Raw genomic sequence first — 22,365 nt, 5'->3', positions numbered from 1 at the left:
TAGCCGTGGGTGGGTCGGCGGCCCGTCGGAGGCGCCCGGCCAACGAGGAACGGAGCAGACTGGTGCACCAGCGCATCCTGATGCGGGCGAAGAAGGACCCGTTCGACGTACGCGGCCCGGAGGAGGCGTACGAGGGGAACTGGATCGGGGAGAACAACGGCAACCTGGTCTTCAGCCACGCCGCGCACAAGCTGCTGCGCACCTCCACCGCGCGGATCACCTCCACCGAGTTCAAGGTGGACCTGCGCGACGTCGACCGGATCAACGAGCAGCACGACGTGTACGTCATCCCGCTGGCCAACGCCTTCCGGCGCAGCTACGCCCACCGTATCGAGCTGATGACGAAGCTGGTCGAGCGGCTGCGGATCCCGGTGGTGGTCCTCGGTGTCGGCGTACAGACCGACGTCACCGGCGACCGGGAGTACCTGCGCCCGATCGACGACGTGGTCACCCGGTTCGTGCGGGTGGCGCTCGACCGGGGGCCGAGCATCGGCGTCCGGGGGGAGATCACCGCGCAGTACCTGAAGACCCTGGGCTTCTCCGCCGTCGACGTGATCGGTTGCCCGTCGATGTTCCTGCACGGTGACCAGCTCCGGGTGGAGAAGTCCGCGGCGGCCCTGACGCCCGACGCCCGGGTGGCGTTGACCGTCTCCCCGTACGTCAAGTCGATGGCGAAGATCATCGCCTCACACCAGGCCCGCTACCCGAACCTGCGCTACCTCCCGCAGGACCTCAAGACGCTGGGCACCCTGCTCTACGGCGACGCCCCCGAGGACCGGGGCAAGACCAGCGCCATCCCGATCCACACCTCGCACCCGCTGTTCACCGAGGACAAGGTGCGGATGTTCCTCGATCCGTGGACCTGGATGGACTACCTCGCCGGCTTCGACTTCGCCTTCGGCACCCGGATCCACGGCACCATCACCGCGCTGGTCTCCGGCACCCCGGGCTACCTGTTCGCCCACGACTCGCGCACCCTGGAACTGGCCCGGTACTTCGACATCCCGCACCGGCTGATGAAGGAGGTGCCGGCCGACGTGGACGCGGCGCAGCTCTACGCCGAGGCCGACTACACCGCGATGAACACCGGGCACCGGGCCCGCTACGAGGTGATGCGGGCCTTCCTGGCCCGGCACGACCTGGGCAACGCCTTCGACGACGGGGACAGCGCGGCCCGCTTCGACGCACAGGTCCGCGAGACGCGGTTCCCCCCGGCCGTCCGACCGGCGGTGGCCTGCCCGCCCGAGGAGCTGCTGGCCCGCATCCAGTGGCTCCGGGACCGCAACACGGCCCTCGGTGACGACATACGGGAGCTGCGGGAACAGCGGCTGCGGGCGCGGGTCAAGCGGGCGGTTCCCGCACCGGTACGGCGGATCCTGAGCCGTTAACCCGCCGCTCGGTCGCTGTTCAGCAACTCCATCTCCACCGGATACGTCACGTTCCGTGGCCGTCCATGCCCGTGCACCAGGGTGGCGGGGTGGTCAACCAGCCCGCGCCCACCCCGCTGCTCAGCGTCGTCGTGCCCGTCCACGGGGTGGAGGCGTACCTGCACCAGTGCCTCGACTCGGTACGCACGGACGTCCCGGCCGACGCCGCGGGAGCGGTCGAGATCGTCGCCGTCGACGACGCCTCCCCGGACCGGTGCGGCGAGCTGCTGCGCGCGTACGCGGCCACCCATCCGGGCGTACGAACAGTGCACCTGGAGCGCAACGTCGGGCTGGGTCCGGCCCGCAACGCGGGCTTGGACGTGGCCACCGGGGAGTACGTCTGGTTCGTCGACAGCGACGACTGGTTGCCGCCGGGCACCGTACCGGCGGTGCTGGACCGGCTCCGGGCGCACCGACCCGACGTGCTGATGCTCGACCACCTGCGGGTACGCGACGACGGCCGGCGGGAGGTGGACGCGAGCAGCCACCTGCTGCGCGGCATCCCCGGGGTGGTCCGTCTCGCCGACCGCCCCGGGCTGCTGCGGGTGCAGCACACCGCGTGGAACAAGGTGGTCCGCCGGTCGTACCTCAACGACCTGGAGCTGCGCTTCCACCCCGGCTGGTACGAGGACATCCCGTTCAGCAACCCGCTGCTCATCGGCGCGGAGCGGATCTCGGTGCTGGACCGGGTCTGCTACCTCTACCGTCAGGGTCGGCAGGGCGCGATCACCTCCACCCGCAGCGGTCGCCACTTCGACGCCTTCGACCAGTACGACCGGCTGTTCGACTGGGTGGCCCGGCGGCATCCGGACCAGCGGCTGCGCGGTGAGCTGTTCACCCTGATGGTCAACCACATGCTGGTGGTGGTCGGCAACGACGGCCGGCTGCATCCGCACCTGCGGCGGAAGTTCTTCCACCGGGTCGCCGCGCACTACCGCCGGCACCTGCCGCCGGGCGGCTACCCGCGTCCGGGCGGCGTGGCCGGACTCAAGCACCGGCTGGTCGGCCGGGACAACTATCTCGCGTACGCGGTGCTGCGCCAGGCGCACCGACTGGCCGGGTGGCTACGCCAGGTGCCTGGACTGGCCGGGTGGCTGCGCCGCCCGGTCGCCGGGCCGGAGCCGGCCGCGCCGGTCGACGAGCCGGCCCGCACGGCGGACTCCCCCGCCGACCGGGACGCACTGGCAGGCCGCAGCAGCCGGTGAACGGACACCGCCCATACGGCGGCGATCCGCCCCGGGGGCCGGGGCGGGCGCACGGTCACCGCGGCCGGCGACGGCCCGCGATGACGGCTGCCGACGGCGGCGCGCGGTGCCAGCGTCCGGGTGACGACGACCGGGTACCAGGAACGAGCACAGGAAACAGGGGTCGGAGATGACGACGACAGTGAAGATCGGGCCGCACGTGGTGGGGGCCGGGGAACAGCCGTTCGTGGTGGCGGAGATGTCCGGCAACCACAACGGTGACCTGGGCCGGGCGCTGGCGATCGTGGACGCGGTGGCGGCCAGCGGGGCGCACGCGCTCAAGTTGCAGACCTACCGGCCGGACACCATCACCATCGACGTGGACACCCCGGCGTTCCGCATCTCCGGCGGGCACGAGCTGTGGGGCGGGCAGAACCTCTACCGCCTCTACGAGCGGGCGCACACCCCGTACGAGTGGCACGAGCCGATCTTCACGCGCGCCCGGGAGCGGGGGCTGACGGTCTTCTCGTCCCCGTTCGACCCGTCGGCGGTGGAGCTGCTGGAGGGGCTGGACGTCCCGGCGTACAAGATCGCCTCGTCGGAGCTGGTCGACCTGCCGCTGATCCGGCTGGTCGCCGGCACCGGCAAGCCGCTGGTGATCTCCACCGGGATGGCCACGGTCGCCGAGATCGACGCCGCGGTACGCACCGCCCGCGACGGCGGGGCCGGCGGCATCGTGCTGCTGGCCTGCACCGCCTCCTACCCGGCCCCACCGGCGGACAGCAACCTGCGCCGGATCCCGGTGCTGGCCGACGCGTTCGGGGTTCCGGTCGGCCTCTCCGACCACACCCCCGGCATCGGGGTGCCGGTCGCCTCGGTGGCGCTGGGCGCCTGCTTCATCGAGAAGCACGTCACCCTCGACCGGACCGACGGCGGCGTCGACTCCGACTTCTCGCTGAACCCCGACGAGCTGGCCGCCCTGGTGGTCGAGTCCGCGCGGGCGCACGCCGCGCTCGGCGGCACCGCCATCGGTCCCACCCCCGCCGAACGGGAGGGGCTACGCTTCCGCCGTTCGCTGTTCGTGGTGGCCGACGTACGGGCCGGTGACAAGGTGACCGCCGCCAACGTCCGCTCGATCCGGCCGGCCGGCGGCCTGCCCCCGGTGGAGATCGACCGGGTACTCGGCCGCACCTTCACCACCGACGTCCCCCGCGGCACCCCCCTCACCTGGGACCTCGTCTGAGCACACCCCACACCCCAAAACGGATACCCGCCCACACCCTCACCACCAACGTCCCCCGCGCCCCCCTCACTCACCTGAGCACACCCCGCAACTCAAGGCGGATACTCGCCCACACCTCCACCACCGACGTCCCCCGCGACACCCCCTCACCTGAGCACACCCCCGCAACCCAAGATCAGATTGCCGAAAAGCACACGACACGCCGAAGAAACTCACCATAACTGCAATATGATCATGCTGATCATGATCAACCGCGGTGCGGCAGGCGGAGCCTCGGGCAGGGCGGGGCACGGGCGGAGCAGGGCCGCGAGCAGAGCGGAGCGGGGGCGGCCGCAGGGGGGCGGGGCACTGGGCGGGCGGCCGCTCAGGGCGCGAAGGCGACCGTGATCACCAGGTCGGCCAGCTGCAGGGTGCGCCACACCGCCCGGGTGTGCGGGGGTACGGCCAGACCGTGCCGCCGCCACCAGGCGGCCACCGGCACATCGGCCAGCTTGCACAGGCACTCCGCCCGGGTCCACCGCGACCAGAAGTCGACCGGCCCGAACCGCGCGGCCAGCGCGGGCGGGACCTCGGCGGCAGCCCGTTCGGCGTCGATCGCCACCCGCCAGCCGGGGGCGACCGGGCCGTGCCAACCGACACAGCGCCCGTCGTCGAGGTGGCTCCGGGTCACCGCGTGCCGCAGCTCGGCGGGGGTACCCACGCGCAGGTGCCGCTCGGCGGCGCGCAGCAGCGCCGGCACCGGCCGCGCCCTCACCGACGGATACGGGTCGTCACCGGCCGCCACGAACCCGGGCGAACCGTCACCGGCCGCCACGAACCCGGGCGAAACGCCAGCGGCCGCCACGAACCCGGGCGAAACGCCAGCGACCGCTGCCGAAGCCGGCCGGCCACCGCCGACCGTCACCAAAGTCGGCGGGCCGCCGTCGGCCCCTACGCACCCGAACCGGCCGCCGTCGCCCCCCACGCACCCGAACCGGCCGCCACCGACCGCCACGGAACCGGGCGGGCCGCCGCCGACCGCCACGGGCCAGGGCGGGCCGTGGTCCGGGGGGTGGCCGGATCCGGCGAGGTCAGATCGAGGCGGCACCGTCGACCACGATGACCTGGCCGTTGATGTTGGTCTGCTCGCGCAGCAGCATCCGCACCACCGGTACCACCTCGGCCGGCTCGGTCAGGTGCCCGGTCGGGGTACGCCGGACGATCTGGTCGAGCTGGGTGCTGCCCAGCACGGCGGACATCTCCGAGGCGAAGAAGCCCGGGGCCACCGCGTTGACCAGCAGCCGTCCGCCCAGCTCACGGGCCAGCGACCGGGTCGCCGCGTCCATGCCGCCCTTGGTGGCCGAGTACGCCACCAGGCCGGGGAAGCCGCGCTGCGCGCAGATCGAGGTGACGTTGACGATCCGTCCGCGTCGCCCCTGGCCCAGCATCCGCCGGACCACCAGGCGGGTGAGCTGCAACGGCGCGGTCAGGTTGGTCTCGACGATCCGGGCGATGTCGGCGGTGGCGGTGTGCGTGTGCATCGAGTCCTGCCCGACGGCGGCGTTGTTCACCAGCCCGTCGATCGGGCCGAACCGCGCCTCCACCGCCCGGACGAAGCCCTGTGCGGCGGCGAGGTCGGTGACGTCCACCGCGCCGACGTGCACCCGGTCGGGGTGCTCGACGGCCAGTTTCTCCAGCTCCGGGGTAACGGTACGGGCGAAGGCGGCCACCGTGAGCCCGGCGTCGAGCAGGTCGGTGACGATGGCCAGGCCCAACCCCCGAGACCCGCCGGAGACGAGGACCACGGTGCTGGGTGGCACGGGTACGGAGTCAGACATCGCTCTTCAGGGTCTCCTTGACGGGAATCTCGGTCAGCAGCCGGATCCGGCGCGGTACGGCGTACTCGGGGAGCCGCTCGGCGCACCACCGCACCAGGGTGCCCTCGTCGGGCCACGCCGTCGCCGCCGCCGGCTCGGGCGACACGGCGGACGGCACGGGCAAAGCAGCGGGCGGGGTGGGCTCCGGCGCGGTGGTCGGGACGACCTCGGCGACCACCATCCGGCCGAGGACCGGTGCCCGCCGGCCGGTCACCCGTGCCCAGGCGACCCCGGGGTGGGCGGTGAGCACGTCGCGCACCAGGCCGGCGGAGACCTTGCTGCCGCCGACGTTGATCTCGTCGGAGTCCAGCCGACCGGTGATCACGACCCGGTCGTCAACGATCTGCGCCCGGTCGCCGGTACGGACCGGCCCGCCGTGCCCGACCCCGTGGTGGGGTGAGGTGATCACCAGTTCGTCGTCGCGCACCGAGAGGGTGGGGCGGCCGGGGGTCACCCGGTCAAGCCAGTCGACCGGGAAGCCGGCGCGGCCGTCGTGCACCACGATCGACGCGCCCACCTCGGAGGAGGCGTAGATCCAGGAGATCCGGGCGGCCGGGAAGATCGCCCGGAGCCGGTCCAGGACGGTCTGGTCGACGGGTTCGCCGCCGAGGGTGAGCTGCCGCAGCGGCACCCGGGCCAGCGCCTGCGGATCGCGGTGCAGGGTGCGCCGCCAGAAGGTGGGGGTGCCGGAGACGGCGTCGACCCCGTGCGCGGCGGCGATCGCCGGCCAGTCGTCCAGCTCCTGCGGGTCGACCACCACCAGGTGCTGACCGGGCTGGGTCAGCGACAGCGTGACCACCTGCCACCAGGCGTAACTGCCGGGGGCGTACGGGCAGAGCCAGGTCCGCTCCGGTTGGACCCCGCGCACCGTGGTCAATGAGTCGAGGGTGTGACCGACCCGCTTGGGCCGGCTGGTCGAGCCGGAGGTGAGCAGCCAGAGCCGGCCGTTCTCCGCTGCCCTGGGCACGGCCGGCGGCACGGTCCGCGCCACCCCGTCGGTGAGTACGGTGACGGCGAAGCCGGCGGCGCGCAGGTCGTCCCGCATCGCCGCGTCGATCCGGCCGGGGCCAGCGAGCAGCAGTTCGGTGCCGGACGCGGCGTGTTGCCGGGCGACGGCGAGCGCGTCGGCGGCACCGGCGGCGACGACCGCGCCGGGTGACGGCACCGTCGGGGTGGGCAGGTCCCGCCAGCTCCGGGCCACCCCGGCGACGACGACCCGGTTGTCCAGCCCGGCCGGTGAGGTCGTGACGGTCACTGCCGCTGGAGTTCGGCGAGGAAGTCGAGGACGTCCCCGACGGTGGCGATCCGCCGCAGGCCGGGGGCGTCGAAGTTCAGCTCCTCCCCGGTGACGTCCTCCACCCGCAGGGCGAGTTCCGAGAAGTCCAGCGAACGGAAGCCGATCTCCCGCAGGTCTGCGGAGTCGTCGTCGGGCAACGCCCGGCCCTGGTTCTGCAACACCTGCGCCATGAGGTCGCGGACCTGTGCGCGACTCAATTCTTCCATGCGGCGCAGTGTACAGCCCGGCAATTCCCCGGCCCATTTACCCGGGTATGGTCCGTAGGGATCCATACGGTTAACACAAAGGGGTACCAGTGCTGCGCGAGGCCACCGAGGACGACGTTAACCTGATGTTGTCCTGGCGTAATCAGGAAACCAACCGGCAGGTCAGCAAGACCAGTCACCGGATCACCGCCGACGAGCACGCCGCATGGTGGGCACGGGTCCGCGCCGACCCGGCCCACCGCATCCTGATGTACGTCCACGACGGCCTGACCGCCGGTGTGGTGACCTTCTCCGACCTGCGCCTCGACGGTCCACGGACCGCCTCCTGGGGGTTCTACCTGGACGCCGACGGGGTGGCCGGGCGGGGTGCCACCCTGCCCGCCTGGCTGGGCGTGATGCGGGCGGCGGTGGACTACGCCTTCGACGTGCTCGAGCTGGACCGGCTCGACGGCGAGGTGTTGGCGCACAACACGGTCGTCCGGCAGATGAACCGTCGTTTCCGGTTTGTCGAGGGCACCGTAGCCCGAGCGTCACACAACGGACGGGAAGTCGATGTCGTACCCATTTCCCTGACCCGCGAGAATCGCCGCCGGCGGTAATTTCCACCATTGTCCGACGGTCATTCACCGGGTGGCCATCCGACGTTAACCGGCCGCTGTCGGGGCCGTGCGGATCAGCGGCGGCGCCAGGCGGCCCAGTGCTGTTCCACATTGCCGCCCATCCGGACGAACCCGTGCCGGGCACCGTCCCAGTCGTCCGGCTCGCCCGGTGCCCACCGGACGAAGACCACGTCGGCGTCGGCCGGCGGGTTGTCCACGAACCACCGCACGTCGGCCCAGGTGACCTGGTGGCTGAGGTTGAACCGGAGCACCCACTGCACGCCGAGGGACGCCCAGACCCGGTCGCCGGGGCGTACCCCGACGTCGGCCACCCGAGGGGTCGGCGCGGTCGCGGCGACCATCGGGCGGACCAGCCGGTCGGTGATCACCTGCATGGTGCCGAGGTTCACCGCCACCAGCGCGGCGAGCACCGGCACCCGCCACCGGGGACGCCGTACCGCGACGACCAGCAGCAGGCAGCCGACCAACCCGACGAGCGCCCCGGTGAACGGCCGGAACTCCCGCCAGCCACCGGTCAGCGCCATCAGGTCCGGAGCGCCGAACCCGCCGTAGCGCAGTTCGTGCCCCCGGCTGGCCACCCAGGCCAGCCGGGCGGCGATCAGCGTCGCGCCGGCCAGCAGCACCCCCGCCGCGACCGCCGCACGACGCCACCGTGACCGGGGCGTCGCGGCCACCAGCAGCCCCACCCCGACCAGCAGCCAGAACGGGGCGAGCATCTGCACGTACCGACCGTAGATCGCATCCAGCGGCTTGGTGGTGATGCCGGCCAGGATCACCGACGCGCCGGCCGCCACCCCGACGCTGGTCACCAGCGCCACGCCGAACGTCCACCGGGTCGCCCCCACGTCGGCCGCCGACCGGCTCCCCCCGGCGGCGACGGCCGCGCCCGGAGCCGGGGCTGCGGCCGGGGCCAGGGTTGCGGCCAGGACCGGGGCCGCGCCCGGGGCGGGGGCCGGGGTCAGGGCAGCGCCCGGGGCGAGGGCCGGGGCTACGGCCGGAACCGGGGTGGTGGCGGTGGAGGTGTCCACGGCGGGGCGGCGGAGCAGGGCGGTGACGGCACCGGCCCAGGCGACGCCGGCCAGCCCGAAGGTGATGACCACCAGGTACCAGAGCTGGGTGGCGACCGCCGCGCCGACCCGTAGCAGCCCCGGCCCGGAGGCGACGGCCCGTACCGTACCGCCGCCGGGTGGGTCGCCCAGCAGGTACACCCGGTCGCCGAGCAGCCGGATGACCACCGCGTTGAGCAGTGCCGCCGCCAGCACCGGCAGCACCGCGGCGAGCACCTGCGCCGGGCTGATCCGCCGGCGCAGGAACAGCAGTAGCACCAGACCGACGTGCACCCCCACGATCACCAGGCCCCGGGAGTGCAGCAGGTGGAACGCCCCGACCAGGGCACCCGCCCCGGCGGCGACCAGCGGGCCGGGTCGGCGTACCCAGTGGTGCACGGCCAGCAGCCAGGCCAGCACCAGCGGCGCCAGCACCGCGTCGATCATCGCCACCCCGGCGTAGAAGACGGTCGCCGGCAGGGTCGCCGCGACGGCGGCGGCGGCCAGCGCGACCGCCCGGCGCACCGGCACCAGCCGACGGACCAGCAGGTACGCCAGCGGCAGGACCGTCGCGTTGACCGCCGCGTTGATCAGTTGCACCAGCCGGTAGCTGTCGGCGAAGTCCCGCTCGCCGAGGAACGCCGGGGAGATCAGCAGCGGGTAGCCGACCCGGCGCAGCGGCCCGTTCTCGCTGCTGAATCCGCCCGGCCCGCCGGCCAACGCACGGGCGGTGTGCAGGTAGCTGTCCTCGTCGGTGTGCGCGATGGGCAGCGGCACGTGCCGGGACAGCCACATCCGCCAACCGACGCCCAGCAGCCAGCCCACCGCCAGCAGCACCGGCACCAGCCAGCGGCGTCGGCCCGCCGGCCGCGCGGGCGAGCCGACGACCACCTCTCGCCTGACCTCGGTGCCGGACACCATCGTCGCCTCCCGCTCGTCGGAGTGCACCCGTTGCCCGGCGGGTGCCCACCGGTCGCGCCGGGCCACTGTAGTCAGCACCGTCTCCGCTGGTCAGCCCGGTCGGGGCCGGGTCGGAAGTGTTCGCCTGGCGGAGGTCCGGCATTCACGGGAGCAGCGCGGGCGGTTCACCCGGGAGCGTCGGGGTGTTAACCCGGCCTGGTTAGCGTCCGTCCGGTCGCCTGGCCCGAGCCGGTGGCGCAACGACCACGAGTTGGGGAGCACCAAATTGAGTGAGTTGAATGGGTCCTCCATTCTGATCACCGGCGGGACGGGGTCCTTCGGGAAGGCCTTCCTCCGGCACGTCCTCACCGTCGCCGACCCGGCCCGGGTGGTGGTGTTCTCCCGCGACGAACTCAAGCAGTACGAGCTACGTCAGCAACTCGGCGACGACCCCCGGCTGCGCTGGTTCATCGGCGACATCCGGGACCGGCACCGGCTCACCCGGGCCATGCACGGGGTGGACCATGTGGTGCACGCCGCCGCGCTCAAGCAGGTGGACACCGCCGAGTACAACCCGTCGGAGTTCATCGCCACCAACATCACCGGTTCGCAGCACGTGGTCGACGCGGCCATCGAGGCCGGCGTCCGGAAGGTCATCGCGCTCTCCACCGACAAGGCGTCCAGCCCGATCAACCTGTACGGCGCGACCAAGCTCGTCGGCGACAAGCTCTTCGTCTCGGCCAACCACTACGCCGCCCAGCACCCCACCCGCTTCGCCGTGGTCCGCTACGGCAACGTGGTGGGCAGTCGGGGCTCGGTGGTGCCGCTGTTCCGCCGGCTCGCCGACGAGGGCAGGAGCCTGCCGATCACCGACAAGCGGATGACCCGCTTCTGGATCACCCTGGACCAGGCGGTGCAGTTCGTCCTGGACAGCTTCGACCAGATGCAGGGCGGCGAGCTGTTCGTGCCCCGGATCCCCAGCATGCGGATCCTCGACCTGGTCGAGGCGGTCGCCCCGGAGGCCACCACGCACGAGATCGGCATCCGGCCCGGCGAGAAGCTGCACGAGGAGATGATCGCCCCGGACGACAGCCGCCGGACGCTGCGCGCGAAGGACCGCTTCATCGTCCAGCCGACGATCGCCACCTGGGGCTACCAGCCGCCGGTCGACTGCGAGCCGGTGCCGGACGGCTTCGCCTACCAGTCCGACGGCAACGACGAGTGGTTGAGCGTCCGGCAGCTGCGCGACATGCTGGGCATCACGGCGTGACGGCGATGCTCCCGTACGGCCGGCAGTCGATCACCGACGACGACGTCGCCGCCGTGGTCGCCACCCTGCGCAGCGACTGGCTCACCACCGGCCCGCAGGTCGACGCGTTCGAGGCGGACCTCGCGGGCTGGACCGGCGGGGCCGGCTGCGCGGCCGTCGCCAACGGCACGGCCGCCCTACACGTCGCGTACGCGGCGGCCGGGGTGGGGCCCGGCGACGAGGTGGTGGTGCCGCCGATGACCTTCGTGGCGACCGCCAGCAGCGCGGTCGCCCTCGGCGCGCGGATCGTCTTCGCCGACGTCGAGGACGAGACGTTCACCCTGGACCCGGCGGCGGCAGCCGCCGCGACCACCGCCCGGACGAAGGTGGTCGCCGCCGTCGACTACGCCGGCCACCCGGCCGACTACGACGCCCTGCGCGCCGCGCTGGCCGGCTCCGACGCGCTGCTGCTCGCCGACGCGGCGCACTCCATCGGGGCCACCTACCGGGGTCGGCCGGTCGGGTCGCTGGCCGACCTGACCACCTTCTCGTTCTTCCCCACCAAGAACCTCACCACCGCCGAGGGCGGCGCGGTCGCCACCGCCGACCCGGAGCTGCTGAAGCGGGCCCGCCGGTTCCGCAACATCGGCCTGGTCCGGGAGCGTGCCGAGCTGCGCACGCCGGACGAGGGCGGCTGGCACCAGGAGGTGCACGAGTTCGGGTTGAACTACCGGCTGCCGGACGTGCTCTGCGCGCTGGGCCGCAGCCAGCTGCGCCGGCTCGGTGACTTCCTCGCCGCCCGCGCCCGGCTGGTGGCCCGCTACGACGAGGCCCTGGCCGGCCTGGACGGGGTGCTCCCCCCGGCCCGCCGGTCGTGGGCCGCCCCCGCCTGGCACCTCTACCCGGTCCGGGTCCTCGACGGCCGCCGCCGCGAGGTGTACGACCGGATGCGCGCCGCCGGCATCGGCGTACAGGTCAACTACCTGCCGGTGCACTGGCACCCGGCCTTCGCCGACCTCGGTTACCGGCGCGGGTCCTGCCCGGTGGCCGAGTCGTTCTACGGTCAGCAGCTCTCGCTGCCGTTGTACCCGGGCCTCACCGACGCCGACCAGGACCGGGTGATCGACGCGCTCGGCGCGGCGCTGCGCGGCGTCACGGCGTCCGCCGCCGCCTGACCGGGGGAACCGATGCACCACGCGAACCACTTCTACGGGCACGCCCACGTGCTGGCCCGCTACTGCGGGCTGGGCGACGGCCACCCGCCCCGGATCAACGGGTACGTCCAGCACGGCTGGAACATCGGCGACGGGCTCGCCCCCGGCCACCCGTACGCCGAGCGCACCCCCAGCCTGCTCTGGTCGGAGCAGACCCGGCGACGGGCCTGGTCGGTGGGGCGGCGCAACGTGGTGGTCACCGGTGCGCCCTTCGCGTACCTGCTCGACCTGCGCCGCGACGACCCGCCGCCGCCCGCGCGGGAGGGCACCATCTGGTACCCGTTCCACGGCTGGGAGGGCCAGCACGTCAAGGGCGACCACCGGGAGCTGATCGCCCGGATCCGGGACACCGAGCCCGGCCCGGTCACCGTCTGCCTCTACTGGCACGAGTACGGCATGCGCCGGGTCCGGCGGCTCTACGAGAACGCCGGCTTCCGGGTGATCTGCCACGGCTACCGGGGACACTGGTGGCGCGACACCGACCCGCTCTTCCTCGACAAGCAGCTCACCGAGCTGCGCCGGCACGCCCGGGTGGCGTCCAACCGGTTGACCAGCGCCATCTTCTACGGCATCGCCGCCGGCTGTGAGCCGGCCGTCTACGGCGACCCGATGATCCTGGCCAAGGAGGACCCCACCTTCGGCGGCACCGCCCGGATCCGCCGGCAGTGGCCGGAGCTGCACGGCGAGTCGGTGGACCTGCCGACCGCCGTCGCGATCGCCCGCGCCGAGCTGGGCACCGACCACCGCTGCACCCCGGCCGAGCTTCGTGAACTGCTCGGCTGGGCACGTCCCGCAGGAGGCACGAGTTGACCACTGGAACCACCGCCCCCGTCGTCCTGCCCGGCGGGGAGATGCTGGCCTGGTCCGACCTGCCGGAGCAGCGGCTGGCCGACGGGGGGCCGCTGGGCGCGCTGGCCGCCCGGGTGGTGCCGGCCGGAGCGCGGGTACTGCTCGCCGGGCCGCACGACCCGGCGCTGCTGGACCGGCTCGCCCACGCCGAGGTGACCTGCCTGCTGCGCAGCCACCCGGACGCGGTGGCGCTGGCCGACCGGGCGGCCCGGGTGATCGTCGGCGGGCCGGCCGGGCTCGACCCGGCCGACACCTTCGACGTGGTGGTGGCCGGGTCCGGACTGGACGCTGTCGAGTCGGTCGAGGGCACCCGGCTGGGCTGGCCGGGGGTGCTGGCCCGGCTGGCCGCCGTGCTGCGCCCCGGCGGCACGCTGCTGCTGTGGCTGGACAATCCGCTCGGGGTGTCCCGGCTGGTCGCCACCTCCCCCTGGTACGCCGACCGGGCCGACGCGGCGTGGAGCATCGGCGGGGTGCTGGACGCCGGCCGCCCGGCCAACCGGGAGCAGCTGCGCGCCCGGCTCACCGAGGCGGGGCTGACCCCCGACGCCGGCTACGCCGGGTATCCCGGCGCGGGTGCCCCGACGGCCCTGGTCGCCGCCGACGCGCTGGAGCAGCGCCCCACCTCGGGGCTGCTCGACGCGGTGCTGCACGGCGCCTGTGCCGGTGGTTTCGCCACCGGCGCGGTGCTCCAGGACCCGGCCCGGTTGGCGGTCGACGCGCTGCACGCCGGGCTCGGCGCGACGCTGGCCCCGGGCTGGCTGGTCACCGCCCACAGCCCCACCGACCACGACCGGCCCGCTCCCGCGGCGCTGCCGGTGGTGCTGGTGCAGACCGGACCGCCCGGGGTCGGGGTGGTCGAGGTGCACGACGGGCCGGGCGGCTGGCGCTGGGCGGTCACCGGGGGCGGGGGCACCCGGGGGCGACCGGCCCCGTTCGCCAGCCGGGAGGCGGCCCACCGGGATCCGGCCGCGCTCACCGGGCCGGTGCCACCGGGGCGGCTGCTGCGGACCCTGCTGCTCGACGGCTGCCTGCGCCGTGACCTGGACACCCTGCGCCGGCTGCTGGGCGGCTACGCGGGGTGGCTCACCGGGCAGGCCGACCCGGACGGGCGGCTCACCGGCGCGGCGGCGCTGGCCGATCCGGACAACGTGGTCGTCGACGGGGACGCCTTCGCGGTGCTCGACCCGAGCTGGCAGGCCGCCGATCCGCTGGCCGGGCAGGTGGCGCTGGCCCGGGGGCTGTGGCGGTTCGCGGTCACCCTGCTCACCGGCGGCTACGCCCACCCGTGGCCGTCCACCCTGGACGTCGCCGGGTTGACCGTGGTGCTCGGCGGGGTCGCCGGGCACGACCTGGACCGGGCCACCGTCGACGCGGCCGTGCGGACCGAGGCGGCGGTCGCCGCCGCACTGCGCGGCCTGGACGCCGACGGGCGGGGGGCGCTCGCCACCGCGCTGCGCACGGTCACCGCCACCGACCCGCCCGCCGGGCCGCGCAGCTACCAGCAGATGCGTGAGGCCTGGGTACGCCAGCGGGAGGAGCTGACCCGGCTCGCCGCGCTGCTGAAGTGGACCGAGGAGCTGCTCACCTCGCGGGAACGGGCGCTGCGCCGCGCCGACGCCACGATCAACCTGCTCAGCGGCTCGCTCAGCTACCGGGTGGGCCGGCTCGCCATCACCCCGGCCCGGCTGGCCAAGCGGGGTGCCCGGGCGGCCAAGCGGCGGGCCCGCGAGGCGCTCGGCCCGAAGCCGACGGAGGAGCAGCAGTGACCACCCCGGCCACCCCGCCGTCGGGCCGACCCGGCGGCACCGGCATGGCGGCGGGCCGGTTCGACGTCGGGACGCCGGGCCGGCCCGACCACGCCGACCTCGTCGGACCCGACGCGGTCGCACCGGTCGGCTCCGACCTGCGGATCGTCGGGATCGTGCAGGCCCGGATGGGCTCGTCCCGGCTGCCCGGCAAGGTGCTGCGCCCGCTGGCCGGGCGCAGCGTCCTCGGCCGGGTGGTCCGGGCCGCCCGGGACAGCGGGGTCCTCGCCGACCTGGTGGTCGCCACCAGCGTCGACCCGGCCGACGACGCGGTGGTCACCGAGTGCGCGCGGCTCGACGTGCCCGTGCACCGGGGACCGGTGGACGACGTGCTGAGCCGGTTCGTCGGCGCCCTCGACGCCCACCCCGGCGACGCCGTCATGCGGTTCACCGCCGACTGCCCGCTGCTCGACCCGGAGATCGTCAGCCTGGTGGCGGCGGTGTACCGGGCGGTCCCCGGGCTCGACTACGCCAGCACCTCGATCGCCCGTACCCTGCCCCGGGGGCTGGACGTGGAGATCATCCGGGCGGACGCGCTGCGTACCCTGGACCGGCTCGCCACCGGGCACCACCGGGTGCACGTCACCTCGTACGCGTACACCCGGCCGGAGCTGTTCCGGGTGCTCGGGGTGACCCTCGCCCCGGACCGGTCGGCGCTGCGGCTCACCCTCGACACCGACCAGGACTGGGCGCTGGTCAGCGCGGTCGTCGACCACTTCGGCGACGTCAGCGTGCCACTGGCCAAGCTCGCCGACTGGCTGGACGGGCGGCCCGACCTGCGTACCCTCAACGCCTCGGTACGCCAGAAGCGGCTGGAGGAGTCCTGAAGCCGCCCCGGATCGGATTGCGCTGTGACGCCGGTCCGCGCACCGGCGTCGGGCACCTGGTCCGCTGCCTGGCCCTGGGCGAGGAGTTCCTGGCCCGGGGCGCCCGGGTCGAGCTGTTCGGGACCGTCGAGCGGGTCGGCTGGGCCAGCGCCCAGCTCACCGCGCGGGGCATCCCGGTCCGACCCGGCCCGGACACCCCCGCCGGGCTGGTCGAGGCGGCCCGCCGGCACGCCCTGGACGCGCTGGTGCTCGACTCGTACGAGCTGGACCCGGCGGGGGCCGGAGCGCTGCGGGCGGCCGGCGTGGTCACCCTGGCCATCGTCGACGGCGACACCCGGGGCCAGGACGCCGACCTCTACCTGGACCAGAACTTCGGTGCGGACACCCCCGCCCCGGCCCACGGCCTCCCCGACGGACCGACTGACGACAGACCCGACGGACCGGCTGACGACACACCCGGCGGACCAGCGGACGACGGACCGGCGGACGGCGCACCGGGTGGTGGCGCACCCGGTGCCGGGCGTCCCGGCGGGCGGATGCTGGCCGGCGTCCGGTACGCGTTGCTGCGCGACGCGGTGACCGCCGCCCGGCCGGCCGCCCCACCGCCGGCCAGCCCGACGCAGCGCCCCCGGGTGCTGGCCTTCTTCGGCGGCACCGACGCCGTCGGCGCGGCCCCGGTGCTGGCCCGGGTGCTCTTCGACACCGGCCACCCGCTGGAGCTGACCGTGGTGGTCGGGCGGCCGGAGATCGGGGCCGAGCTGGCGCAGGTCGTCCCGGGGCGGGGGCAGTCGCTGCACCCCGTCGCGCCGACCGACGCCCTGCCCACGCTGATCGGCGCGGCGGACCTGGTGGTCAGCGCCGCCGGCACCTCCACCTGGGAGCTGTGCTGCCTGGGTGCGCCCGCCGCGCTGGTCTGCGTGGTGGACAACCAGCGTGACTCGTACCGCCGGGTGGTGGCGCACGGGCTCGCCGCCGGCCTCGGTGAGCTGCCGGACCTCATCGCGCCGGGGCTGGCCGGCCGGACCGCGCGGGCGGACGCGGCCCGGACGCTGCGGACCCTGCTGGCGTCCCCGCGGCGACGGGCGGCGCTCGCGGCCCGCGCCTGGGCCACCGTCGACGGGCACGGCCGGACCCGGGTCGCCGACGCGGTCCTCGCCCGGATCGCCGATCGTACGGGTGTGCTAAACCCCTGATAGGGTGCCGGGTATGCCGCAGGCCGCCTACCAGCCGTCGATGCTCGACCTCGCCGACGCCGGCCCGACCCTGACCCCGCTGGCCGGGCTGCGCCGCCGGGTGCTCACCCGGGGCGCGTGGGTCGACCACCTGCCCGGCTGGGTGCACGGCTCCGACGCGGTGCTCGACACCCTGCGCACCGGGGTGCCCTGGCGGGCCGAACGCCGCACCATGTACGACACCGAGGTCGACGTCCCGCGCCTGCTCTGCTGGTACGGCCCCGACCGGCCGCTGCCGCACCCGCTGCTCGCCGCCGCCCGCACGGCGCTCGGCCGGCACTACGCGGCCGAGTTGGGCGAGCCGTTCGTCACCGCCGGCATGTGCCTCTACCGCGACGGCCGGGACAGCGTCGCCTGGCACGGCGACACCATCGGCCGCTCCGCGCACACCGACACGATCGTGGCGATCGTCTCCTTCGGGTCGCCCCGCCCGCTGCTGCTGCGCCCCCGGGGCGGCGGCGAGACGCTGCGCTTCCCGCTGGGCCACGGCGACCTGGTGGTGATGGGCGGCTCGTGCCAACGCACCTGGGAGCACGCCGTCCCCAAGACCGCCCGCCCGGTCGGCCCCCGGGTCAGCGTCCAGTTCCGCCCCGTCGACGTCGCCTGACGTCGACGGGGCGGCCGGTGCTCAGCCCTCGCGGCAGCCGGGGCGACCTCAGTCGCGTTCGATGAGGTGCCCGACGACGGTGGGGCCGAGCATCACGGCGAAGCCGGAGCCGTCGCGGCGCGGATCGGCCGGCGGCAGCTCCACCGGGTCGCCGGTCGCGGTCGCCCCGACCGGCCGCGCGCCGATCCAGGCCACCACCAGGTCCGTCTCGCCCTTGAGGAAGCGCTGCGCCCGCACCCCGCCGGTCGCCCTCCCCTTCGCCGGGTACGACGCGAACGGGGTCACCTTGACCGTCGCCCCGGTCGAGGTGACCACCATCGGCTCCCCGTGCGCGGCGTCGTCGGTGCGGACCGCGCCGAAGAACACCACCCGGGCGCCCGCCGGCAGGCTGACCCCGGCCATCCCGCCGCCCTTGAGCCCCTGCGGGCGGACCAGCGAGGCGGCGAACCGCAGCAGCGACGCCTCGCTGGTGACGAAGGTCAGCGTCTCGGCGTCGTCGGCGAGCCAGCTCGCCCCGACCACCTCGTCGCCCGCCCGCAACGAGATCACCTCGAACTCGTCCGAGCGGACCGGCCACTCCGGGGTGCAGACCTTGACCACGCCCTGCCGGGTGCCCAGTGCCAGCCCCGGGGAGCCCTGGGCGGTCGGGCCGAGCGGGGCCAGGCCGATCACCGTCTCCCCCGCCGCCAGCGGGACCAGCTCGGCGGCGGCCATGCCTCCGCGCAGCGACACCGTGCCGGCCTGCTCGGGCAGCACCGGCAGCGGCAACACGTCGACCTTGAAGGCGCGGCCGGCGCTGGTGACCAGGAGCACCCGTCCCCGGGCGGTGGTGTGCGCGACCGCGCGTACCGTGTCGTGCTTGACCCGGCCGTTGCGCCGACGCCCCTCGGACGCCTCCTCCGACTCGGCCGCGGTGCGGGCGACCAGCCCGGTCGCCGAGAGGATCACCTGGCAGGGGTCGTCGGCCACCTCCAGCGGCCCGGCCGGCGCGGACGCGGCGAGCACCTCCTTGAGATCCCCGTCGACCAGGGTGGTACGACGCGGCGCGGAGAACTGCTTGACCACCGCGGCCAGCTCGTCGGAGACGACCTTCCGGAGCACCTTCGGGTCGTCGAGGATCTTCGACAGCTCGGCGATCTCCCCGCGCAGCTTCTCCTGCTCGGCCTCCAGCTCGATCCGGTCGTACTTCGTCAGCCGGCGCAGCGGGGTGTCCAGGATGTAGGTCGCCTGGATCTCGGAGAGCTTGAACCGCTGCATCAGGCCGTCCTTGGCGGCCTGGGCGTCCTCGCTGGCCCGGATCAGCTTGACCACCCGGTCGATGTCGAGCAGGGCGATCAGCAGGCCGTCGACCAGGTGCAGCCGCTCCTGGCGCTTGCGCCGCAGGTACGCGCTGCGCCGGGTCACCACCTCGTAGCGGTGCGCCAGGAAGACCTCCAGCAGCGCCTTCAGCCCGAGGGTGCGCGGCTGGCCGTCGACCAGCACCAGGTTGTTGATGCCGAAGGACTGCTCCAGCGGGGTGAGCCGGTAGAGGTCGGCCAGCAACGCCTGCGGGTTGACCCCGACCTTGCACTCGACGACCAGCCGGGTGCCGCTCTCCCGGTCGGTGAGGTCCTTGACGTCGGCGATGCCGGTGAGCCGCTTGGTCTTGTTGACCTCGTTGGTGATCGCCGCGATGACCTTCTCAGCGCCGACGCCGTAGGGCAGCTCGACCACGGTGATGGCCTGCCGGCCCCGGCTGCCCTCCAGCGGGCCGATCTCGACCCGGCCGCGCATCCGCACCACGCCGCGCCCGGTCTCGTACGCCCGGCGCACCTCGTCCAGCCCGAGCAGCAGGCCGCCGGTCGGCAGGTCGGGGCCGGGGACGAACTCCATCAGCTTGTCGAGGTCGGCGTCCGGGTGGTTGATCAGCCAGCGGGCGGCGGAGACCACCTCGCCGAGGTGGTGCGGGATCATGTTGGTCGCCATCCCGACCGCGATCCCGGACGCCCCGTTGACCAGCAGGTTGGGGAAGGCGGCGGGCAGCACGGTCGGCTGGGTCAGCGAGCCGTCGTAGTTGGGCTCGACGTCGACGGTGTCCTCGCCCAGCTCACCGACGAGCAGCATCGCCTCCCGGGCGAGCCGGGCCTCGGTGTAGCGCGCCGCTGCCGGTCCATCGTCCGGGCTACCAAAATTTCCATGCCCGTCGATGAGTGGCGCGTTGAGCGAGAAGTCCTGGGCCATCCGGACCATCGCGTCGTAGATCGCGGTGTCACCGTGCGGGTGGTAGCGCCCCATCACGTCGCCGACCACCCGGGCCGACTTCACGTGCGAGCGGTCCGGCCGGAAGCCGTTCTCGTGCATCGAGTACAGGATGCGGCGGTGCACCGGCTTGAGGCCGTCGCGGGCGTCGGGCAGGGCGCGGGAGTGGATGACCGAGAAGGCGTACTCCAGGTAGGAGTCGGACACCTCGGTGACCAGCGGATTGTCGAAGACCCGCGCGCCGGCCTGGTCGAAGGCGGACAGGTCCACCTTGGCGCGGTCGTCCTTACGGCGTGCCATCGTTCAGCTCTCTTCTCAGGTGTGCGGCGGCCACGGTGCTCGTCATGCGTCGATCGCGTCGCGGTCGACCCGGTCGGAGGAGTCGATCAGCCAGTTGCGGCGCGGCTCGACCTTCTCGCCCATCAGCAGTTCGAGGATGCGCTCGGCGGCGTCGACGTCGTCGAGGGTGATCCGGCGGACCGCCCGGGTGGCCGGGTTCATCGTGGTCTCCCACAGTTCGTCGGCGTCCATCTCACCGAGGCCCTTGAAGCGCGGGATGGGGGTGACGATCTGCCGGCCGGCCTTCTCCAGCTTGCGGACCGTGGCCTCCATCTCGGCCTGGGTGTAGGTGTAGGTGGTCTGCGGGCTGCGCCCCTTCGTGGTGATCTTGTGTAGCGGCGGCATCGCGGCGTAGAGCCGGCCGGCCTCGATCAGCGGGCGCATGTACCTGGCGAACAGGGTGATCAGCAGGGTCCGGATGTGCGCGCCGTCCACGTCGGCGTCCGCCATGATCAGCACCCGGCCGTAGCGCAGCGAGGACAGGTCGAAGGTACGCCCCGAGCCGGCCCCGAGCACCTGCACGATCGCCGCGCACTCGGCGTTGTCGAGCACCTGCTGGAGATTGGCCTTCTGCACGTTGAGGATCTTGCCGCGGATCGGCAGGAGCGCCTGATATTCGGCAGAACGGGCAAGTCGCCCTGTGCCGAGGGCGCTGTCCCCTTCCACAATAAATAATTCACTCCTGTCGATGCCTGCGGCGCGGCAGTCGACGAGCTTGGCGGGCATCGACGCGCCCTCCAGGGCGGTCTTGCGCCGGGCCGCGTCCTTCTGCTGCTTCTGGGTCAGCCGGACCCGGGCCGCGTCGACGATCTTCTGGAGCACCGTGCGCGCCTCGGCCTTGCTGCGCTTGTCCTCCAGCCAGGCCTTGACGTGCTGCTCGACCAGGGTCTGGAGCACCTTGGTGATGCCGGCGGTGGAGAGCTCGTCCTTGGTCTGCGAGGTGAACTGCGGCTCGGGGATGCGGACGTGCAGCACCGCCGTCATGCCCTCCAGGACGTCGTCCAGGGTGGGCGGGTCCTCCTTGGGCTTGAGCAGCCCCCGGGTGTTGCGGACGGCGTCGGCCAACGTCCGGCTCAGCGCCCGTTCGAAACCCTTGCGGTGGGTGCCGCCGTGCGCGTTGCGGATGGTGTTGGTGAAACACTCGACGGTGCGCTCGTAGCCCGTCCCCCAGCGGAACGCGATCTCGACCTCGGCCCGGCGCTGCACGTTGGACTGCATCACCCCGTTGGCGTCGGCGGCGTTCTCCCGGTACGTCCCCTCACCGGTGACCAGCAGGGTGCCGGAGACCGGACGGTCACCGGCCGGGGCCAGGAACTCCACCATGTCGGTGAGCCCATTGGGGAAGTGGAAGCGCTCCTCGGCCGGCTCCTCGGCGGTCTCGTCGCGCAGCCGGTAGTCGACCCCGGGGACCAGGAAGGCGGTGTTGCGCAGCTTCATCCGAACGGCGTCGACGTCGAGGCGTGCGCCGGTCTCGAAGTACCGGGCGTCGTGCCAGTAGCGGATCGACGTGCCGGTGCGCTGCCCCCGCTTCATCGTCCCGACCACCTGGAGGCCGGGGCCAGGGGTGAACGGGGCGTCCGGGCCGTCCCCGGCGAAGACGCCGGGCACCCCGTGCCGGAACGACATGGCGTGCACCTTGCCGCCGCGCCGGACGGTCACGTCGAACCGGCGGGACAGCGCGTTGACCGCCGAGGCACCCACCCCGTGCAGGCCGCCGGAGGTCTTGTAGCCGGAGCCGCCGAACTTGCCACCGGCGTGCAACCGGGTGAGCACCAGTTCGACCCCGGAGATGCCGGACTTGGCGTGCACGTCGGTGGGGATGCCCCGGCCGTCGTCGTCGACCTGCACCGAGCCGTCGGCGTGCAGGATCACCGCCACGGTGGTGGCGTGACCCGCGACGCCCTCGTCGGTGGAGTTGTCGAGGATCTCGTTGACGAGGTGACCCACGCCACGGCTGTCGGTGGAGCCGATGTACATGCCGGGACGCTTGCGGACGGCGTCCAGGCCCTCCAGGTGGGTGAGGTCGTCGGCCCCGTAGAGGGTCTCAGGCTGTGCGGTCAACTGGTCGTACTCCCCGGTCTCGGCGGTGTGGTGCCGCTCACCGTCTAGATCTCCACGCGCGGCGTGCCGCAGCGAGCGTAGCCGTACGCCCCGACAGTGACGTGCAGCCCCACGTCGGACGGCGGGCGCGCGTCTCTCCGGGTCAACCACGCCGGCCGGCCGGGA

At 73.7% G+C, this 22,365-nt stretch carries 18 protein-coding genes; 11 read left to right on the top strand and 7 right to left on the bottom strand.

Annotated elements, in window-relative coordinates; genetic code table 11:
* Positions 1–62: 62 nt before the first annotated feature.
* The 3 genes from O7625_RS17100 to pseI all read left to right on the top strand — a co-directional run bounded on the left by O7625_RS17100 (position 63) and on the right by pseI (position 3,854).
* Positions 63–1,388 carry a polysaccharide pyruvyl transferase family protein gene (locus O7625_RS17100; RefSeq protein WP_282339864.1) on the top strand — a complete coding sequence of 442 codons (1,326 nt, stop codon included), beginning with the start codon at positions 63–65 and terminating at the stop codon, positions 1,386–1,388.
* Positions 1,389–1,453: 65 nt separating this feature from the next.
* Positions 1,454–2,632 carry a glycosyltransferase gene (locus O7625_RS17095; protein ID WP_282339862.1) on the top strand — a complete coding sequence of 393 codons (1,179 nt, stop codon included), beginning with the start codon at positions 1,454–1,456 and terminating at the stop codon, positions 2,630–2,632.
* 169 nt (positions 2,633–2,801) lie between these two features.
* Positions 2,802–3,854 carry a pseudaminic acid synthase gene (pseI, locus tag O7625_RS17090; protein ID WP_067311893.1) on the top strand — a complete coding sequence of 351 codons (1,053 nt, stop codon included), beginning with the start codon at positions 2,802–2,804 and terminating at the stop codon, positions 3,852–3,854.
* A gap of 364 nt (positions 3,855–4,218) precedes the next feature.
* On the opposite strand, the gene O7625_RS17085 is transcribed toward pseI, so the two are convergent.
* From O7625_RS17085 to O7625_RS17070, 4 genes are all read right to left on the bottom strand, one after another.
* A complete protein-coding gene (locus tag O7625_RS17085; protein WP_282339858.1) occupies positions 4,219–4,608 on the bottom strand; it encodes a hypothetical protein in 390 nt (129 codons plus the stop codon).
* 316 nt (positions 4,609–4,924) lie between these two features.
* Positions 4,925–5,671, bottom strand: a complete 747-nt coding sequence (locus O7625_RS17080; RefSeq protein WP_282339856.1) for an SDR family NAD(P)-dependent oxidoreductase — start codon at positions 5,669–5,671, stop codon at positions 4,925–4,927.
* Complete coding sequence (locus O7625_RS17075; RefSeq protein ID WP_282339854.1) at positions 5,664–6,965, bottom strand: AMP-binding protein; 1,302 nt, start codon at positions 6,963–6,965, stop codon at positions 5,664–5,666. Before O7625_RS17075 ends, O7625_RS17080 begins: the two co-directional genes overlap by 8 nt.
* Positions 6,962–7,213, bottom strand: coding sequence for an acyl carrier protein (locus O7625_RS17070; RefSeq protein ID WP_067311903.1), 252 nt, complete (start codon positions 7,211–7,213; stop codon positions 6,962–6,964). The genes O7625_RS17075 and O7625_RS17070 overlap by 4 nt, the downstream gene beginning before the upstream one ends.
* An 89-nt stretch (positions 7,214–7,302) precedes the next feature.
* Here O7625_RS17070 and O7625_RS17065 point away from each other — a divergent pair, with 89 nt between their 5' ends.
* Positions 7,303–7,812 (top strand): GNAT family N-acetyltransferase, encoded by a 510-nt coding sequence (locus tag O7625_RS17065; protein ID WP_282339852.1) that lies wholly within the window; start codon positions 7,303–7,305, stop codon positions 7,810–7,812.
* 74 nt (positions 7,813–7,886) lie between these two features.
* Here O7625_RS17065 and O7625_RS17060 read toward each other — a convergent pair whose 3' ends face one another.
* A complete protein-coding gene (locus tag O7625_RS17060) occupies positions 7,887–9,878 on the bottom strand; it encodes a hypothetical protein (RefSeq protein WP_282339851.1) in 1,992 nt (663 codons plus the stop codon).
* Between the two features lie 187 nt (positions 9,879–10,065).
* Between O7625_RS17060 and pseB the strand changes: the two genes are divergently transcribed.
* The 7 genes from pseB to O7625_RS17025 all read left to right on the top strand — a co-directional run bounded on the left by pseB (position 10,066) and on the right by O7625_RS17025 (position 17,562).
* On the top strand, positions 10,066–11,049 hold the full coding sequence (gene pseB, locus O7625_RS17055; protein ID WP_067311915.1) for a UDP-N-acetylglucosamine 4,6-dehydratase (inverting): 984 nt from the start codon (positions 10,066–10,068) through the stop codon (positions 11,047–11,049).
* Complete coding sequence (locus O7625_RS17050; RefSeq protein WP_282339850.1) at positions 11,046–12,203, top strand: DegT/DnrJ/EryC1/StrS family aminotransferase; 1,158 nt, start codon at positions 11,046–11,048, stop codon at positions 12,201–12,203. Before pseB ends, O7625_RS17050 begins: the two co-directional genes overlap by 4 nt.
* A gap of 12 nt (positions 12,204–12,215) precedes the next feature.
* Positions 12,216–13,052, top strand: coding sequence for a hypothetical protein (locus tag O7625_RS17045; RefSeq protein ID WP_282339849.1), 837 nt, complete (start codon positions 12,216–12,218; stop codon positions 13,050–13,052).
* 41 nt (positions 13,053–13,093) lie between these two features.
* Positions 13,094–14,857 (top strand): class I SAM-dependent methyltransferase, encoded by a 1,764-nt coding sequence (locus O7625_RS17040; RefSeq protein WP_282346985.1) that lies wholly within the window; start codon positions 13,094–13,096, stop codon positions 14,855–14,857.
* Positions 14,858–14,994: 137 nt separating this feature from the next.
* Positions 14,995–15,723 carry a glycosyltransferase family protein gene (locus tag O7625_RS17035; RefSeq protein WP_282346983.1) on the top strand — a complete coding sequence of 243 codons (729 nt, stop codon included), beginning with the start codon at positions 14,995–14,997 and terminating at the stop codon, positions 15,721–15,723.
* The gene (locus O7625_RS17030; protein ID WP_282346982.1) at positions 15,720–16,916 is read left to right on the top strand and encodes a spore coat protein; all 1,197 of its coding nucleotides are present in this window, start codon (positions 15,720–15,722) and stop codon (positions 16,914–16,916) included. Before O7625_RS17035 ends, O7625_RS17030 begins: the two co-directional genes overlap by 4 nt.
* A gap of 13 nt (positions 16,917–16,929) precedes the next feature.
* Positions 16,930–17,562 carry an alpha-ketoglutarate-dependent dioxygenase AlkB gene (locus tag O7625_RS17025; protein WP_282339848.1) on the top strand — a complete coding sequence of 211 codons (633 nt, stop codon included), beginning with the start codon at positions 16,930–16,932 and terminating at the stop codon, positions 17,560–17,562.
* A gap of 48 nt (positions 17,563–17,610) precedes the next feature.
* On the opposite strand, the gene O7625_RS17020 is transcribed toward O7625_RS17025, so the two are convergent.
* On the bottom strand, positions 17,611–20,100 hold the full coding sequence (locus O7625_RS17020; protein WP_282339846.1) for a DNA topoisomerase IV subunit A: 2,490 nt from the start codon (positions 20,098–20,100) through the stop codon (positions 17,611–17,613).
* 42 nt (positions 20,101–20,142) lie between these two features.
* Positions 20,143–22,200: a DNA topoisomerase IV subunit B gene (locus O7625_RS17015; RefSeq protein ID WP_282339844.1), complete on the bottom strand. Its 2,058-nt coding sequence runs from the start codon at positions 22,198–22,200 to the stop codon at positions 20,143–20,145.
* Positions 22,201–22,365 lie beyond the last annotated feature (165 nt).

The organism is Micromonospora sp. WMMD714 (genome assembly GCF_029581315.1).
GTDB lineage: Bacteria > Actinomycetota > Actinomycetes > Mycobacteriales > Micromonosporaceae > Micromonospora > Micromonospora rifamycinica.
This window is presented reverse-complemented; position numbering and strand designations above follow the sequence as displayed.